The 14,809-nt window shown below is 45.7% G+C and carries 16 protein-coding genes; 9 read left to right on the forward strand and 7 right to left on the reverse strand.

The features are described from left to right. Positions 1 to 53 precede the first annotated feature (53 nt). Positions 54 to 1,172 (forward strand): YheC/YheD family protein, encoded by a 1,119-nt coding sequence (locus ACIFQN_RS10160; protein WP_429832907.1) that lies wholly within the window; start codon positions 54 to 56, stop codon positions 1,170 to 1,172. Between the two features lie 189 nt (positions 1,173 to 1,361). Here ACIFQN_RS10160 and ACIFQN_RS10165 read toward each other — a convergent pair whose 3' ends face one another. Further along, the gene (locus tag ACIFQN_RS10165; RefSeq protein ID WP_429832908.1) at positions 1,362 to 2,246 is read right to left on the reverse strand and encodes a LysR family transcriptional regulator; all 885 of its coding nucleotides are present in this window, start codon (positions 2,244 to 2,246) and stop codon (positions 1,362 to 1,364) included. A 221-nt stretch (positions 2,247 to 2,467) separates the two neighbouring features. Between ACIFQN_RS10165 and ACIFQN_RS10170 the strand changes: the two genes are divergently transcribed. Beyond that, positions 2,468 to 3,955: an SLC13 family permease gene (locus ACIFQN_RS10170; RefSeq protein WP_429832909.1), complete on the forward strand. Its 1,488-nt coding sequence runs from the start codon at positions 2,468 to 2,470 to the stop codon at positions 3,953 to 3,955. Between the two features lie 21 nt (positions 3,956 to 3,976). After that, positions 3,977 to 5,218, forward strand: coding sequence for a 2,3-bisphosphoglycerate-independent phosphoglycerate mutase (gene apgM, locus ACIFQN_RS10175; protein ID WP_429832910.1), 1,242 nt, complete (start codon positions 3,977 to 3,979; stop codon positions 5,216 to 5,218). A 58-nt stretch (positions 5,219 to 5,276) separates the two neighbouring features. Here the strand turns inward: apgM and ACIFQN_RS10180 are convergent, their stop codons facing one another. Together ACIFQN_RS10180 and ACIFQN_RS10185 are read right to left on the reverse strand one after the other, a co-directional pair. Further along, the gene (locus ACIFQN_RS10180) at positions 5,277 to 5,729 is read right to left on the reverse strand and encodes a GNAT family N-acetyltransferase (protein ID WP_429832911.1); all 453 of its coding nucleotides are present in this window, start codon (positions 5,727 to 5,729) and stop codon (positions 5,277 to 5,279) included. Positions 5,730 to 5,800: 71 nt separating this feature from the next. Further along, a complete protein-coding gene (locus ACIFQN_RS10185) occupies positions 5,801 to 6,292 on the reverse strand; it encodes an NUDIX hydrolase (protein ID WP_429832912.1) in 492 nt (163 codons plus the stop codon). Between the two features lie 192 nt (positions 6,293 to 6,484). Here ACIFQN_RS10185 and ACIFQN_RS10190 point away from each other — a divergent pair, with 192 nt between their 5' ends. Next, positions 6,485 to 6,940 carry a hypothetical protein gene (locus ACIFQN_RS10190; RefSeq protein WP_429832913.1) on the forward strand — a complete coding sequence of 152 codons (456 nt, stop codon included), beginning with the start codon at positions 6,485 to 6,487 and terminating at the stop codon, positions 6,938 to 6,940. A gap of 62 nt (positions 6,941 to 7,002) precedes the next feature. Here the strand turns inward: ACIFQN_RS10190 and ACIFQN_RS10195 are convergent, their stop codons facing one another. Next, positions 7,003 to 8,451: an amidase family protein gene (locus tag ACIFQN_RS10195; protein WP_429832914.1), complete on the reverse strand. Its 1,449-nt coding sequence runs from the start codon at positions 8,449 to 8,451 to the stop codon at positions 7,003 to 7,005. 143 nt (positions 8,452 to 8,594) lie between these two features. Beyond that, positions 8,595 to 9,539 carry a rhodanese-related sulfurtransferase gene (locus tag ACIFQN_RS10200; RefSeq protein ID WP_429832915.1) on the reverse strand — a complete coding sequence of 315 codons (945 nt, stop codon included), beginning with the start codon at positions 9,537 to 9,539 and terminating at the stop codon, positions 8,595 to 8,597. Between the two features lie 218 nt (positions 9,540 to 9,757). On the opposite strand from ACIFQN_RS10200, the gene dut reads away from it, so the two are divergent. Further along, a complete protein-coding gene (gene dut / locus ACIFQN_RS10205; protein WP_429832916.1) occupies positions 9,758 to 10,294 on the forward strand; it encodes a dUTP diphosphatase in 537 nt (178 codons plus the stop codon). 97 nt (positions 10,295 to 10,391) lie between these two features. Here the strand turns inward: dut and ACIFQN_RS10210 are convergent, their stop codons facing one another. Both ACIFQN_RS10210 and ACIFQN_RS10215 read right to left on the reverse strand, forming a co-directional pair. Then, on the reverse strand, positions 10,392 to 10,694 hold the full coding sequence (locus tag ACIFQN_RS10210) for a DUF3846 domain-containing protein (protein ID WP_429832917.1): 303 nt from the start codon (positions 10,692 to 10,694) through the stop codon (positions 10,392 to 10,394). 251 nt (positions 10,695 to 10,945) lie between these two features. Further along, positions 10,946 to 11,155 (reverse strand): hypothetical protein, encoded by a 210-nt coding sequence (locus tag ACIFQN_RS10215; protein WP_429832918.1) that lies wholly within the window; start codon positions 11,153 to 11,155, stop codon positions 10,946 to 10,948. A gap of 199 nt (positions 11,156 to 11,354) precedes the next feature. Between ACIFQN_RS10215 and ACIFQN_RS10220 the strand changes: the two genes are divergently transcribed. The 4 genes from ACIFQN_RS10220 to ACIFQN_RS10235 all read left to right on the forward strand — a co-directional run bounded on the left by ACIFQN_RS10220 (position 11,355) and on the right by ACIFQN_RS10235 (position 14,801). Next, a complete protein-coding gene (locus tag ACIFQN_RS10220) occupies positions 11,355 to 11,894 on the forward strand; it encodes a hypothetical protein (RefSeq protein WP_429832919.1) in 540 nt (179 codons plus the stop codon). Between the two features lie 102 nt (positions 11,895 to 11,996). Next, positions 11,997 to 12,266 (forward strand): hypothetical protein, encoded by a 270-nt coding sequence (locus ACIFQN_RS10225; RefSeq protein ID WP_429832920.1) that lies wholly within the window; start codon positions 11,997 to 11,999, stop codon positions 12,264 to 12,266. A 187-nt stretch (positions 12,267 to 12,453) separates the two neighbouring features. After that, the gene (locus ACIFQN_RS10230) at positions 12,454 to 12,822 is read left to right on the forward strand and encodes a cytochrome-c oxidase (protein ID WP_429832921.1); all 369 of its coding nucleotides are present in this window, start codon (positions 12,454 to 12,456) and stop codon (positions 12,820 to 12,822) included. Between the two features lie 287 nt (positions 12,823 to 13,109). Then, on the forward strand, positions 13,110 to 14,801 hold the full coding sequence (locus tag ACIFQN_RS10235; protein ID WP_429832922.1) for a methyl-accepting chemotaxis protein: 1,692 nt from the start codon (positions 13,110 to 13,112) through the stop codon (positions 14,799 to 14,801). The last annotated feature ends 8 nt before the right edge of the window (positions 14,802 to 14,809 follow it).

Genomic DNA, 14,809 nt, shown 5'->3' on the forward strand with positions numbered 1-14,809 from the left:
ACGGGCTCATAGGTGAATAAACTGCCAGGGAGGAAACGAGAGAGGGTGGAATCATGAGACGACCCACAATCGGTATTCTGACCTGGCGAGAGGGCAAAAAGTTTGCTGAACCGGCCTACTTCAGGCGTCTCCTCCGGGCAGGGCAAGAGCTGGGCAGTACAGTTTTCCTGTTTTCCCCAAAGGATGTGCTAGCTTCTGGCAAGCAGGTGAGAGGCTATGTTGTCGATGGGAGCGGCAGATTTCAAGCACGCATCTTTGATCGACCGGATGCGGTTTTTGATCGCTACCGGTACACGCCAACGCAGGCTTTCAAAGATTATGTAGCCTTTCGCAGGACCAGCAATTTCTTGTATGCCAACAATCGGCTGGCGAACAAATGGCGTGTCCATGAAGTGCTCCATCGTGATCCCCGTATGCATCGGTGGCTTCCCGAAACCTTGCTGTTTAACCGACCGAATCTGGTCAAAATGCTGGGACGTCATACGCTCCTGTACGTGAAACCACTGAATGGCACAGGCGGACGAAATATCCTTTGTATCGAAAAGACGGGGGATGGCTATCGTCTCTTGGGCCGTGACAAACAGCGGGCCAAGGTCTCCACGGTTTTGAGGCAGGTATCCTCTGTCCAGCGGTGGGTAGATCGTTGGACTAAGCGAGAAAAGTACATCGTTCAGCAAGGCTTGAGACTGCAGCTCGTTCCTGCTCGAGCCGTTGATATGCGCCTGTTGATTCAAAAGGATGGCCAGGGAGATTGGAGCATTACAGGCCATGGCATTCGCGTAGGTGGCGAGCGCAGCGCAACCTCTAACCTGCACGGTGGAGGCAAAGCAATCCCTGTGCCTGCCTTCCTGCGCCCTCGTTTTGGAGAGGAGCGCTCTTCACAGATTGTGGACGATTGTGAACAGCTCGCTTTTCAAACAGCTAAGACACTGGAGGACCATTTTGGTAGAATGGTGGAATTCGGTCTGGACATCGGAATTGATGTGAACGGACGCTCGTGGCTGATCGAGGTAAATCCGAAGCCTGCCCGTGAGATATTCCGGGAGATGGGTGCCGTCCAACAGTATAAGCAAGCAATTACAAGACCGCTGGAATATGCGATGTACCTGGCGAAAACAAGAGGGCAGGACAGTCGAGAATCCAGGTTATCGCAGAGAGCGGCGAATCGATAAAGTAAGCATGTGGGTACTGCCTTTTATTAGTGAAAAAGAATGGATAGGGTCTTCAGAAGCCGTCTGAAGCTCTATCCATTTTTTGTTTTTCAAACAAGTGACATGTTATGAAAGCACAAAAGGTAATCAAAAGTTATCACCTCCAAGCTGCTAATGAGGATTCGCCGGCAGCTTGTTTTCGTTCGTCGTCTAGTGCTCATCCAGCAAAGTAATAAATTGCTTGGCCGCCGGTGAAAGATGTATGCCCCGATGATACACATATCGAATCCCTCTTAGAAATTGTACCCCGTTGATAGGGACCTCCACTAGCAAACCACTTTTGACTTCCTGACTAATAGCAAATCTGGAAACGATGGATATACCGAGTCCGTGAATGACGCCTTGTTTGATTGCCTCGAGGTTGCTTATCTCCATATACTTTGGAAAGCTAATTTCGTACTCATTGAATTTCCCTTCCAGAAATACACGTGTGGCAGATTTATTCGGTTTGAAAATCAATGTTTCATCAACGAGATTGGCTAATGTGCATTCTTCCCTCTGGGCAAGTGGATGTTGAGGATTGACGATAAGAACTAGTTCATCTTGATAAAATGTCTTGGAATGAAAGCGCGCATTGTCAATGGGAATGCGATCGGAAAGAACTAAAAACTCCACTTTGTTGGACTCCAGCAACGAGATCAGTTGACTGGATGACGAAATATTCATGTTAATTTTGATGCCAGGAAAGCTTCGGTTGAACACACTCAAAATAGCTGGTAGAAGGTATACGCCAACAAAATTGCTTGCACCAAAGGATAACGTTCCGTAGGCGAGATTGTCCAGCTGCTTGATATGCTCTTTGGATGTGTGAAATAAATTAATCATTTGCTCCGCATATGGTTTAAAATGCTCCCCATGCTTGGTTAGATACAGCTTCTTACCAATCCGATCAAAAAGCGGAAAGCCTAAATCCCGCTCCAAGCTTTGAATTTGCATACTGACAGCCGGTTGAGAACAGTACAGTTGCTCCGCCGCTTCCGTAAAGTTTAAACAGTCAGATAGTGTGAGAAAGGTTTGCAGCTTTGTTAAGTTCAAATGAATACACTCCTTCCTCGGGCGATAACATTTTCTTATTTTCATCATTATACCAAATGAACTCTTCATTTTTTGGCCAATTGAAGCGAGAGCCTGATTGGGAAAAAAGAACACAAACAATAAGATTATCTTATGGTTATTGAAAATAAATCAAATTGTTTTATGGTTTTTGGTTCAATATGATGTAATCGTATACATTACCAGTGCGAGGGGGAGTCAAGATGACAGAGAAGAATACAACAATAGAAAAGGAAGACAATGGACCACCTGTAAAGAAAAAGGGTCGATTCGAAGACGGCATGAAAAAATGGGGAATTCCCATCGCAATCGTTCTTGTTTTTCTTTTAATCTTCATGCCGACACCGGAAGGGATGGAACCGGCAGCACAAAAATCAATCGCCATTTTTACCGGTGCTTTGGTACTTTGGATCACAACCCCGATTCCTATTTACCTGACTTCGATTATCGCGATTTTGTTACTTCCTTTAGTTGGTGCTGTTGAAGATCAGGAAGTCGTTTTCGGTACCTTAGGGTTTGACGTGATCTGGTTGATGGTTTCTGCATTTATTCTTACTTCGGCTATGATTAAGTCAAACTTAGGCAGAAGATTCGCACTGTGGATGGTCACGAAGTTCGGTAAAACACCGAAAATGACGCTGCTCGTCCTGATCGCTATCAACTTTATATTAGCGTTCTTCGTTCCATCCACCACAGCAAGGGCTACCCTAATGGTACCGATCTGCTTGATATTATTGGAGGTCTATAAAGCCATCCCGGGAAGAAGTAATTTAGGTAGAGTGATGATGCTCCAGGGAGTTCAAGCGGATGCTCTCGCTACGTCGGGTGTCATGACGGCAACCTCGGGCAACATCATTGCTGTCGGATTTATTAACGAGCTAGCCGGCGGTCAAATCGGTTACATGGACTGGCTCCTGGCCTCTATGCCTACGGCGATTATTACGATGTTACTTACTTTTTTCATCGGGTTCAAGCTATTCTCGCTTAAGGGCGAGTCCAATGTCGACAACATCATAGGAACACTCAAGGATGAATTGAAAAAATTGGGATCACTTTCCCAGGATGAAAAAAAGGCAACCATCATTTTCATTCTTACAGTAATCCTGTGGGCTACTGGAGACTATCATAAAGATTGGTTTGGTTTCGAGATCAGTACAGAGCAGACTGCTGTATTAGCTGCCCTTCTTTGCTTGCTCCCGAGAGTGGGGTTGCTTACGTGGAAAGACACAAACATCAAATGGGAGCTGATGATATTTGCTGCAGGTGCTTATGCTGTAGGGAATGCTCTAGATAAATCAAAAGGCGCAGAATGGATTATTCAAAAAGTGGTCAGTGCATTAGGACTGGAACAAATGAGCCATGCAATGGTCGCTGTAGTGGTTATTTTCCTCAGTATGTACAGCCATCTCATCTTTACAAGCAAAACCGTTAGAGTAACGATTTTGATTCCAGCATTCATTGCACTCGCGAAAACATTAGGTATGGATCCGGTTCCGCTGGCCTTAGCAGCTGCGATGACCATGACCTACACGATTACACTACCGCCTCATTCGAAAGTAAACACGATTTATTTTGGAACCGGATATTTTTCGGTTTTGGATCAAGTCAAGTACGCGATCGTTACTTGCTTCATCGGAGCCTCAGTCATCAGCTTGGCTTATTTTACCTGGTTTAAGGTGCTGGGATTATAACAGTAGGAGGATAAATGTTGCATGTTGCATAGAAAAGTAATCATGGCTATTGCTGATGGAGTAGGGGACCGTCCGCATCCGCTATTAGACAACAAAACCCCATTGGAATATGCGCGAACACCGAATCTGGATCGATTGGCTTCAAAAGGAATGACAGGGATGATGAATCTGATTAGTCCGGGCATTCCTGTAGGAACAGATATGGGACATTTAATTCTGTTCGGGTATCAGCCTGATCAATATCCGGGGCGCGGCCCCATTGAAGCGCTGGGAATCGGGATGGACGTTCAGCCAGGCGATATCGTGCTTCGCTGTAATTTTGCCACGGTGGATGAGAATGGAATCGTTCTCGACCGACGCGCACAACGAATTCGGGAGAAGACAGATGAAATTGCCGGGGCGATTCATGGGATGGAGCTTGAGGATGGTGTAGAGGTTCATTTTAAACCGGCTACGGAGCATCGGGCTGTGCTCATTTTACGCGGGAACGGTTTGAGCGATAAAGTCAGTGATTCGGATCCGAAAGCTCCGAATGACGGCAAACCGTATCATCAGATTGAACCGTTGGATGGTTCCGCAGAAGCAGGACACACAGCATCTCTGCTCAATCGCTTCCTGCAAAAAGCCCATATCCTGCTGTCCTCTCATCCCGTCAATGAGCAGCGCATCGCAAATGGAAAGCTGCCCGCCAATTTTATTTTGACGAGGGGAGCAGGACAGATGGCACACCTAAAACCTATCGTTGAAGACCTGAATATTACGGGGAGCTGCATCGCAGGCGAGAGCACAGTATTGGGAGTGGCACAGCTCGCAGGCTTCAAAACGCTTACCGATCCAGCGATGACGGGTAACCTAGATACGGATATTGCCTTAAAAGCGAGATTGGCGATCCAGGAAATCTATGAAAAGGACATGGTATACGTTCATCTCAAAGCGCCAGATCTCATGGGGCACGATAATAAACCAGTAGAAAAAGCAAAAGCCATCGAGTTGTTCGATGAAATGGTAGGACTGATTGAACAACAGCTGCCCGATAATGTGTATTTGGCTTTGGCAGCCGATCATTCCACACCGTGTGAAGTGGGGGAGCATACGGGTGATCCCGTGCCAGTGCTTATTTACGGACCAAGCATTCGGAGAGATCGTATCTTGCAATACAATGAGCTGGATTGTGCGCATGGAGGATTGGGGCATTTGACTGGGAATGAATTTGTTAGAACATTGCACGGATTAATGGGCTACGTAAAAAAACAAGGAAATTAATAGAAACCCTGATTTTTCTACGCGGAGGTAGGAGAATCAGGGTTGTTGTTTTTCTTATTTATATATCCTGTGAAAGACGGACCATATCTACAAGCTGGATACCATTCTCATAAATGGGTTCACTGTAATGTCTGACGAAGAAATCTTTGTCAATCCACGCCATTCGAAACCCGCATTTTTGATAGAGCGCCAGCTGATCAAGACTAGAATTGCCTGTACCGACTTCTATGGTTTTATAGCCGCGTGATTTAGCCTCCTCGATCGCATGCAGCACGAGTTGTTTACCGATTCCTTGACCTTGATGACTTTCAGCTACGGCAACATTGACAAGCTCAATTGTTTCGGGGCGGGTTTGGATCAGGACGTAGACGCCCACCACAGTCTCCTCGCGTGTATAGACAAAACATAAACCTCGTTGCACATATTCCTCTACGAGCTTTTGGGAAGGATCCGCGAGTAACAGCAAATCCATGGGAGGCTGTTCATGCGCTTGTAATTGTCGAATGTTCATTTTGTTCTCCTTTTACGTATTACACCCATTTTCCTGATCATTCCCAGATGCTGATAGGACGATGCCATCATTCAGAGCAGCATGAGCTGTTCAGCGCAAGGGGAGACGTCATAGCTTGTAACCAAGCCGTTCTCATAGTGAAAGTGATGATGAAAAAGATCACTATTCCCCAGCATGGTCGGTAAAAACAGCGGAACGTTTTGCGGAACTCCCTCATTGTCGGGATGAAGAATCCAATCCAGGTCTTTCCATGCGAGAATTCCTTCGTCGACTAGGCAGGGGGTCGGATAATCAAGTTCCTCGGGCAGTTCCGCCACAAAAGCGTACATACCACCCGGTTTGTCTGCGTCGGTACTCCATGAGACAATCCCTTTGTAGTCTACTGTTCGCAAAGTAATGCCTGTCTCTTCGCGAATTTCCCGCAGGACACAATCGAGAGGTGCTTCTCCTGGAGCCAGCTTGCCACCCACGCCATTCCACAGACCCATGACGGGGGGCTTGCTTCGATTTAATAGGAGAAACCGGTTATTTTGTTTCAGAAAGCAAACGGTATAGCGAAACATATTGACACATCCTCTATTTGGGTGTTTATTAGGGGGTGTAGTTGTGCTAGACCAATAGGGCAAGCGCAACTGAGGCTCTGGCCTACGAAAAAAGCTTGGCAAAACTAGGTTTTTTTATGTAAAAAAGGCTATTCCTAATTATAGCATGATTAGGTCTCCTTATTTTTTGGCGAGACTGGTAGCGAAGGAGTGATGACCGTGGAGCAAGTGCTTCAACTGGTGAAAGATTATTGGCCGGTCGTGATATGTATCATTATCGTGATCTTGCTAGCCCAATGGGTGGTGCGGAGCTTGATTCGAATCATTTCACTGGCCGTTGTAATTGGTGTCGTTCTCGTGCTGTTTTTTCAATTCAGTCCTGAAGAAGTCATCCAAATGGGCCGCCAAGCGGCTGTGGCTACGCAAGAAGTGGTTGATAAAACAATTACCCCTGTGTTGAACGGAGAACTGAAAGATGCGGATGTCACGTTTCAACCTGATGGCAGTTACGAAGTGAAGACAGCAAGCATTCGCATTGTGGGTAAAAAGGGCGAAACAAAAGCTACCGTTTATTACAAGGATGACAAATGGGAAGTCGATATTGGTCAATTAGGCCAGATGTTCCAAGACCGATTAGGAAAAGCAGAGCTGGAAGAGAAAACGATGTAAGGTCAAAACGAAAAACGCATGGTTCCCAATCGGGCCATGCGTTTTTTGCAGTGACCGAAATTTTATAAGGACATCTCTGGTGCCACACGCAAACGACTGGCTTGCTCGTAGGCGTATGCAAGGCGAATCAGTACATGCTCCTGGAATGCTAGTCCGGTCAGCATGATCCCAAATGGTTTGCCAACAGCGGTATAGCCTGCGGGAACGGTAATGGATGGATATCCGGCTCTCGCAGCAATATTATCGCCGGTACAACCGGGAAACAACAGCGCATCCAGTTCATGACCGTTTATGACTGCGTCAATACCATTGTTCTGTGACATTTCAATATCGTACAAGCGATTCATGAGATACTCCGGCTCTGTCAGCGTGCCACTTGTTTTCTCCGCCTCTTCCAGTAGACTTTGTCCGTAGCGTAGTGCCAGGCCTTCATGCTTGCGGTTAAAAGCAATGACGTCTTTTAAGGTACGGATGGGATAGGAAGCGGGCAAAGTTTGGAGATAGGCATTAACTCCGGCTTTAAATTCATGCAGTAAAACATAACTGTCCCATTGGGCGTTCTCTGATGGAATTGTGACTGAATCGATAACCGTAGCGCCTGCATTTTTGAATGCCTCGATGGCAGCTTCATACAAGTGCAGCTCTTCCTGTGAGCATTCATCCTGAAAAAGGGAACGGACGACCCCGATACGGACACCGCGAAGCCCATTCGCATCGAGGAAGGGCAAATAATTGTCGTGAGCAAGCCCTTCACTTTTCGCGGTAGCGGGATCGCGTGCATCAACACCTGCGAGTACTCCTAGTAAAATGGCTGCATCCTCAACGGTTCGTGCCATAGGACCAGCTGTATCCTGACTGTTGGAGATCGGAATGATCCCACTGCGGCTGATCAGACCGACCGTTGGCTTGATGCCGACTAGCGAGTTGCACACAGATGGATCCAGTATAGAGCCAGATGTTTCGGTCCCGACAGCAACAACAGCAAAGCCTGCTGCCACAGCAGCTCCAGAGCCAGAGCTGGAGCCACCTACATCAAATTCACCTGGGGCGTAGGGGCTTCGTACCTGTCCGCCACGTGAGCTATACCCGCTGGGCATGTGATTAGACATGAAGTTGGCCCATTCTGACAAATTGGTCTTGCCTAAAATGACAGCACCTGCTTCGCGTAAACGAGCCGCGACGCTAGAATCTGCCGATGCGTAGGAGTCGGCAAGAGCGAGTGAGCCTGCGCTGGTATGCATTTTGTCACGCGTCGCAATGTTGTCTTTGATGAGAACAGGAATTCCATGAAGCGGTCCACGGCTGCCTGACACCGCCCGTTCACGGTCCAGAGATTCCGCGATGTGCAAGGCATCAGGGTTGATTTCACTGATTGCATTAATGACAAGACCTTGTTTATCAAAAGCCGCAATCCGTTTTATAAAAAAGAGGGTGAGCTCACGCGCAGTTATGGTTCCTTTGTCCATTGCAGATTGCCATTCAAGAATACTTGCTTCATGATTCGGGGCCATCGGACTCCACCTTTTTCATATGGTTGTGATTATTTTCATTTTACCATGCAGGAAAGTTCTTTTGCCAAATATAGACAGGTTCGCGAGCAACAAAAAAACAAGCTGACTCCACAATCGGAATCAGCTTGTCAGTTTCACGGATGTTACGCTTTTTCTCCAGTAGCCTGCAGCTTCGCTTTTTCTTCTGCTTCAACAAAGCGGTTGCGTGGGTGCTCGCGGCATTCATCGGAACAAGAGCGCTTGTATGTCTGTTCACACTCAGGACAACAGAAATGCTGTTTGTTGCAGAATGGGTTGGCGCAGTTTACGTAGCGGTCTTCTGCCTTGCCGCAGTAGTGGCAGCGTCCGATTACCACGTCTTCCTCGGTATGGTTGATTGGAACCGAAATACGTTCATCAAACACATAGCATTTGCCATCCCAGAGACGTCCTTGCACCTCAGGATCTTTTCCGTACGTTACGATTCCACCATGAAGCTGGTAGACGTTTTCGAAACCTTGATCCATCAGAACACCTGTCAGCTTTTCGCAGCGAATGCCGCCTGTGCAGTAGGTGAGAACTTTCTTATCTTTAAACTGGCTCATGTTTTCACGAATCCATTCAGGGAATTCGCGGGACGAATCTACTTCTGGACGGATTGCACCACGGAAATGACCCAAGTCGTATTCGTAGTAGTTGCGTCCGTCGAGAATGACAACAACATCTTGCTGCATCATTTCGTAAAACTCTTTTGGATTCAGGTATTTACCGGTTTTCTCATTTGGATCCACGTCATTTTCCAAACGCCAGGTAACCAATTCTTTTTTAGCACGGACGAACATTTTTTTAAAAGCATGCTCTTGTGACTCATCTATTTTAAACCACATGTCAGCAAAACGCGGGTCTTGTCTTACATATTCCATGTAAGCATCCGTTTGTTCAATTGTACCGGATACCGTTCCATTGATGCCTTCCGGAGCAACGACAATCCGTCCTAAAAGTCCGTTGTCCTTGCAATACTGCAGATGCTTCTCTGCATACTCCTCGTAATCGTCCAAAGGGGTATACTTATAAAATAACAAGATGCGATATGGCTTTTGTACTTGCAATGTACAATTCACCCTTTCTTTAACCTATATGAAATTTAGATGCAACGGTGATTATATCATAAATGCTCGTGAAAAGTGTAGGAAATGAGAGGGAATTGTGAGCTTTCTATGAAAAACAAGCCTGGGCAAAAGCGGTGCAGAGACGGGAGCCTTGCTGGAAAAGAGGCGTTCTTGTACACTAAGTGAGAATGTAAGGCCAGATAGAGGAGAGACTTCACATGAACATGACGAATGAACGCCTGTTAGCACAGGTGAAAATTAAAAAACTGCATGACGATGCCGTCATCCCGAAGTACGCGCGCGCCATGGATGCCGGTTTTGATCTCGTAGCGGTTGAGGACACCCTGATTGCACCCGGAGAGTCTGCTAAAATCCCGACAGGCTTGGCTTTTGCGTTGCCAGAAGGATTCGAATTGCAGGTTCGACCACGCTCAGGCATTGGTGCGAAAACCAAGCTCCGCCTCTCCAATGCTCCTGGAACTGTTGATGCCGGATATCGTGGAGAAGTATGCGTTTTGATTGACAATATTCGCTTCCCCGCACATAAAAAGGGCAATGTTTGCCTGGATGCGAGCGAAAAAGAAATCACCGTCGATCAAGAAGTGGATGCCCACAGCTACCTGATCAAAAAAGGAGACCGGATTGCGCAAGGGGTTATTGGAATGGTGCCTATTGCCCAGTTCGAGGTTGTTGAAGAGCTCGATGAAACAGAGCGTGGCGCTGGCGGTTTTGGCAGCAGCGGAATCAAAGGATAGGATTTATTTCGAGCATATGTAAAGAAGACCCCACAATCATTTTACGTGCGCTGTGAAATGCACCGAGATGATCGTAGGGGTCTTTTTTTCGTATAGACTATACTTTTGCTGCTAAAAACTGGTTGATCCGATGAATATTTTCCTCTGACAACGAATGGCCGTCTGCTTTGACGAACACACACGGTCCGTAGACCCAGTCCAGATACCCTTCTGATGTGATCGGGAAATTGTTTGCTTGCACGCCTCGTGCATCCTCGTTCACTACCAGAGAGATTCCATCGAGGTGGTCATCTGCAACGATTTCAAAATCACCATCCACCAAATCGGTCAAACCGTCCGTATCTGCAATTTCCGTGGAGAATGGTTCTTCGTGTGGTCGCTTCACATATACAGTAATCAAGATTTATCACTCCTCTTATCCTCCATCATAACTCAAATGGAAGAACAGCGGATAGATTACGGATGGAAGGGAACTGGCGTTGACATGAAGGCAGAATATTTGAGCAAGGCAGAGGGCGAACGACCAAATTGCCAGTTCTTGATCTACAGCCTGTCCTGCAATCGTTCACACAAGCACTGATGACTCCTTCTCCGGCGGGTAGAGAATCTGCGTGGGCAATCGCCAGCATAATTGTCCTTCAAAAAAATTTCCTATCTAACGTCGTTCTCCTTTGCAATTGGATGGGTTCCACTATTTTCACTAGCTTTGGTTAGCGTTTGAAAACTGTTAAGGATACTGGTCATCTGTTTTATGTCTTCGCTCAGCTCATCTGGGGAGTTTACATGTTTTTTGATAGTAAAGGCAAGACCTTCCATTTGGTCAGCAAGCCTGTGAATCAAACCAACATCGAATTGAGTCATCTCAATCCCTCCTTTATGAGTAATGTTTTAAAATCCAGGTACATTTATACCGGGATATTCTCCCCTCGCTTGATTTTTGCATCATACGGAATACGTTCTCAGGCAATAATAAGATGGTTAATTTAATACAACTCCTCTTATGGGGACGGTATGAGCCAGGATTTTGTAGTTTACATATTTTTGACAAGGGGTGAACATCATGCAAAATCAGCAAATAAATGAAGTACTTGGTTATTTGAAACAGTCCGTTCAAAGGCTGCAAATGTCCACGGAAAATCACGTGTTTTCCAATCAAATACAGAATGTGACGCAATCGATTCAAGGAATTGCATCCAAAGTTATCGACCTTTCTGGAAATGGAGACACGGATCAGTTCCAATTAGTCCGAAAGCAACTGGCAAAAGTTCGACAAGACTTGCATACGTTAACTTCTGATATGGAACAAGCACAAGGCCCTCTTGTAAACACATACCGATCTTCAGTAGGGACATCCAAAGAACAGTTTGAGAAAGCCTCGACCTCAGAGCAGCAAGAGATGAACATGACGGCCTATCAATCCCTGAAAACTTACCAGCAAGAGGAACAGATCCTTGACCTATTTCACCAACTTAATGGACATCTGATGGATTTAAGTCATCAAGTGGAAAAACTGACATACAGCTCGGAAATTCCTGCGCCGACCTATGGAAAACCTGTTGATTTCACGAATGATCCTGGACCGGGTCTTACAACAAGCTAACGCATATGCCCTCAGTGGCGAGCTAATCGACCAGAGGATAGCTACTCCATGTTATTGAAAAGAATAAGATCAGCAGTAAAATAGACGAGCCGGAGGTTTATCATGATTACAGAGAAAATGGTCGTCAATGACGTTTACCTCGATAATGAGAAAGATAATTGGGATCTTGTTTTTGTAGGAAATAATGATGTGGCTGTTACTTTGGAAATTCCTGATGCAACTGCTCTATGTAGGCTCATTCATCAACTAACCCATATGTTACCAATGAAACGATTAAAAGAAGAAGATAAACAGGAGCTTATCTTTGGAATCGAGCAGATTCTTCCGCATATTTACCGAAATCACGTACTGGATGAATACGTCCTTGAATAGGTAAATAATTATTCGAACTGTCTGTTTAGCCTGGGCTGTGGAGGAAACAGAACGGTATATGCGATAATTCGGGGACTGAAAAATGAATATCATAACGGATTGTCGATCAGACAGTCCGTTTTTTTTGTACTTACGAGAGCTGTAGGCAAATAGTCATAAAATAGGGAACAGAAAGGAGGTGAATGTTATGGCCGCTCGTTTCTTAAAAATTGCAGCCGTTTACTTCGTGATTGCGATCATTTTGGGAATTGTGATGGGGATTACAAAAGCGTTTGCCTATGCTTCTGTGCACGCACACCTCAATTTGGCAGGATGGGTCTCGCTTGCGATTATTGGACTTATTTATCGAGCATATCCGCAAACGGCAAAGACTCCGATGGCCACCTGGCATTTTTGGCTGCACAATATCAGTTTGCCGGTCATGCAAGGCAGCTTGTTCTTGATGATTTTGACCCAGACAGAGTCTTTTGTAGTAGGGACCATCATCGGGTCGTTGGGACTCGGTGTGGGTATCTTGCTGTTTGCGTGGAACCTGTGGCAGCATGTGCGTGAGTAGTAGAAGGTCCATTCAGCCAGTCTGTTTCGGTATTTGCCGGAGTAGACTGGTTTCCTTTTTTCATTTTTGTGAATTAAGCTGGTTTACTTTTCATGACATAAGGGAAATGGTTGAATGACTGGAAAAAAATAACCTGAAAAGACGAGCGGGAGGGATAACTGGAGAATAGGAGAGAAAAAAAGAGGGGAGTGTCTGTTTATACATTTTGTCTATTTCCAAATCGAGCAGTGCTTTTTTTGTTTTCGGAATTTTTGGTCGTAAAAACAAACTGTATAAAAGGTGATCTCATGCGGTTTTCAATCAGCAAAAAATTAATAAGTATATTTTTGCTTTTATCTATCTTGTTTGGCCTGGTCAGCGGCGTTTCATACTCACAAATCTTCAAAATGAGGGATGCCTATACGGATTTGCTTGACCGTCAAACAACAATCTTACTTTACGCTCAGGATATGGAAGGACTCGTAGCTCTGCAAAACGCAGCAATTCGGGGATATCTGCTCAACCAAGAAAAAGTGAACTTGGAAACGTTGGCGTCCTCATCGAAAGAGATCCTCGACCGGATCAATCAATTGGAACAGCTGATGGTAGTTCCCGAGCAAAAAGAACGACTTAGCGTACTTGCAAAGTCGAATCAGGATTTTGCTACCAAGATTAATAAAGTGGTTACTTTGGTTCAAGAAAATAAATTAGCGGAAGCCCTTGAAACGAACAAGAATGAAGCGAATGCATTAGGTCGGAATATCCGTATGCTAGCCAATACGATTGCTGATGAGCAGCAGAAGATGATGGAAGTGGCAAAAGCGGACGTAGACAGTCAAGTATCATTGATTACCAATTTTGTGCTCTGGTTAAGTGTTGGGATGGTCATCCTCTCTATTCTGGTGGGACTCTTCATCGCCAGAACCATCTCCAAACCAATCGTTATATTAAATGATAAAGCGAAGCAGATTGCTGCTGGAGATCTGACGATTGCGGATATTCATGTGAAAAATCAGGACGAAACCGGCGATTTGGCTGCTTCATTTAATCAAATGAAAGATAGTTTGCGTGTACTGCTTACACAGGTCAACGCCAGTTCCGAACAGGTAGCTTCTTCAGCGGAAGAGCTAATGGCGAGTACCGAACAGGTAACGACTGCAACCAATCAGGTAGCACTGACAATTCAGGAAATGGCGAATGGGGCTACAAACGCCGCTCAAGTAGGAGAAGAAAGCGCCAAAGGGATGGAGGAAGTGGCCTCTGGATTCCAGCATATTGCAAAATCCACCGCGATCGTTTCGGAAACCTCTTTGGAATCAGCTAGTGAAGCAAAACAAGGAAATGAAGCCATTCAGAGCGCGATCCAACAAATGAATGTGATCAATCAATCAGTCGCGGCTTCCACGTTACTTGCCCATCAATTAAACCAACGTTCTAAAGAAATCGAAGCCATAATTGAAGTGATCACTCAGATCAGCGATCAAACGAATTTGTTGGCATTAAATGCAGCCATTGAAGCAGCTCGTGCTGGAGAGCATGGCAAAGGCTTCGCTGTCGTTGCGGACGAAGTGAGAAAATTGGCGGAAGAATCACGAAAGTCAGCTGATCAGATTATCGGCCTGGTCCAAGAGATTCAGCTCAATACCGCTCAAATCATGGATGGTATGGCAAAAGAAACGAAGGAAGTAACAGAGGGCATGAAAGTGATTCACGATGCGGGAGAATCGTTCGAGCGAATTGTTAAATCCATCGAAAAGGTTACGGTGCAAACAGAAGAAGTGTCGGCTTCTTCCGAGGAAATCTCTGCTGGTACAGAGCAAGTGTCAGCCTCTGTCGAAGAGTTGTCCAAAATGGCAAAGGATACGGCAGCGGGGTCAGAAAATATTGCATCAATAGCAGAGGAGCAATTAGCGTCGATGGAAGAGATTGCAGCATCCGCTTCTTCCTTGTCCAAACTGGCGGAAGAACTGCAAGAAATAATGCATAAATTTAAAATATAAAGAGGAGG

The organism is Brevibacillus sp. NRS-1366 (assembly GCF_050467985.1).

Excerpts from the sequence above, each read along its gene's own strand:
- ACIFQN_RS10185 (WP_429832912.1), bottom strand. The coding sequence starts at position 6,292 with ATGTTTCGCTATACCGTTTGCTTTCTGAAACAAAATAACCGGTTTCTC.
- ACIFQN_RS10160 (WP_429832907.1), top strand. The coding sequence starts at position 54 with ATGAGACGACCCACAATCGGTATTCTGACCTGGCGAGAGGGCAAAAAG.
- apgM (WP_429832910.1), top strand. The coding sequence starts at position 3,977 with ATGTTGCATAGAAAAGTAATCATGGCTATTGCTGATGGAGTAGGGGAC.
- ACIFQN_RS10220 (WP_429832919.1), top strand. The coding sequence starts at position 11,355 with ATGCAAAATCAGCAAATAAATGAAGTACTTGGTTATTTGAAACAGTCC.
- dut (WP_429832916.1), top strand. The coding sequence starts at position 9,758 with ATGAACATGACGAATGAACGCCTGTTAGCACAGGTGAAAATTAAAAAA.
- ACIFQN_RS10180 (WP_429832911.1), bottom strand. The coding sequence starts at position 5,729 with ATGAACATTCGACAATTACAAGCGCATGAACAGCCTCCCATGGATTTG.
- ACIFQN_RS10190 (WP_429832913.1), top strand. The coding sequence starts at position 6,485 with ATGACCGTGGAGCAAGTGCTTCAACTGGTGAAAGATTATTGGCCGGTC.
- ACIFQN_RS10195 (WP_429832914.1), bottom strand. The coding sequence starts at position 8,451 with ATGGCCCCGAATCATGAAGCAAGTATTCTTGAATGGCAATCTGCAATG.
- ACIFQN_RS10215 (WP_429832918.1), bottom strand. The coding sequence starts at position 11,155 with ATGACTCAATTCGATGTTGGTTTGATTCACAGGCTTGCTGACCAAATG.
- ACIFQN_RS10230 (WP_429832921.1), top strand. The coding sequence starts at position 12,454 with ATGGCCGCTCGTTTCTTAAAAATTGCAGCCGTTTACTTCGTGATTGCG.
- ACIFQN_RS10170 (WP_429832909.1), top strand. The coding sequence starts at position 2,468 with ATGACAGAGAAGAATACAACAATAGAAAAGGAAGACAATGGACCACCT.
- ACIFQN_RS10235 (WP_429832922.1), top strand. The coding sequence starts at position 13,110 with ATGCGGTTTTCAATCAGCAAAAAATTAATAAGTATATTTTTGCTTTTA.
- ACIFQN_RS10225 (WP_429832920.1), top strand. The coding sequence starts at position 11,997 with ATGATTACAGAGAAAATGGTCGTCAATGACGTTTACCTCGATAATGAG.